1 protein-coding gene is annotated in these 1,186 nt (G+C 39.2%); it reads left to right on the top strand.

The genetic code is table 11. The annotated features are described in order from the left end of the window. Positions 1-2: 2 nt before the first annotated feature. A partial coding sequence (tuf, locus tag BN1075_RS00245; protein ID WP_040191005.1) for an elongation factor Tu occupies positions 3-1,186 on the top strand: 1,184 nt, incomplete at its 3' end.

Here is a 1,186-nt window from a genome sequence, read left to right as displayed (position 1 = left end):
AAATGGCAAAAGCAAAATTTGAAAGAAGCAAACCGCACGTTAACATTGGAACTATAGGACACGTTGACCACGGTAAGACTACATTAACAGCTGCTATAACATCAGTATTAGCTAACAGAGGATATGCAGAAGCATTCAACTATGCTGATATCGATAAAGCACCAGAAGAAAAAGAAAGAGGAATAACAATCAACACTTCACACGTTGAGTATGAAACAGAAACAAGACACTATGCACACGTTGATTGTCCAGGACACGCTGACTATGTTAAGAACATGATCACAGGAGCTGCACAAATGGATGGAGCTATACTAGTTGTATCTGCAGCAGATGGTCCAATGCCTCAAACAAGAGAGCACATCCTACTAGCATCAAGAGTTGGAGTACAATACATAGTTGTATTCTTAAACAAAGCTGATATGGTAGACGATCCAGAATTATTAGAATTAGTAGAAATGGAAATCAGAGAATTATTATCTGAGTATGACTTCCCAGGTGATGATATTCCAATAATAACAGGATCAGCATTAAAAGCATTAGAAAACCCAACAGATGAAGAAGCATCTAAATGCATAATGGAGTTAATGGCAGCAGTAGATAGCTACATCCCAACTCCAGAGAGAGCAACAGATAAGCCATTCTTAATGCCAGTAGAGGACGTATTCACAATTACAGGAAGAGGAACAGTTGCAACAGGAAGAGTTGAAGCTGGAGTACTTCATGTAGGAGATGAAATCGAAATCGTTGGATTAAGCGAAGATAAGAGAAAAGTAGTATGTACAGGAGTAGAGATGTTCAGAAAACTTCTTGATGAAGCACAAGCTGGAGATAACATCGGAGCTCTATTAAGAGGAGTACAAAGAACAGACATCGAAAGAGGTCAAGTACTTTCAAAAGTAGGTTCAGTACACCCACACACAAAATTCGTAGGTCAAGTATACGTACTTAAAAAAGAAGAGGGTGGAAGACACACTCCATTCTTCGATGGATACAGACCACAATTCTACTTCAGAACAACTGACGTTACAGGATCAATCAAATTACCAGAAGGAATGGAAATGGTAATGCCTGGAGACCACATCGACATGAACGTTGAATTAATCACTCCAATCGCTATGGATGAAGGATTAAGATTCGCGATCAGAGAAGGTGGAAGAACTGTAGGTTCAGGAGTTGTTACTTCTAT

The sequence above is a fragment of the Clostridium culturomicium genome, from assembly GCF_000821305.1.
In the GTDB taxonomy this organism is placed as follows: Bacteria; Bacillota; Clostridia; order Clostridiales; family Clostridiaceae; genus Clostridium_J; species Clostridium_J culturomicium.
The sequence above is the reverse complement of the archived record's forward strand: the minus strand, read 5'-3'. Positions and strand labels throughout refer to the sequence as shown.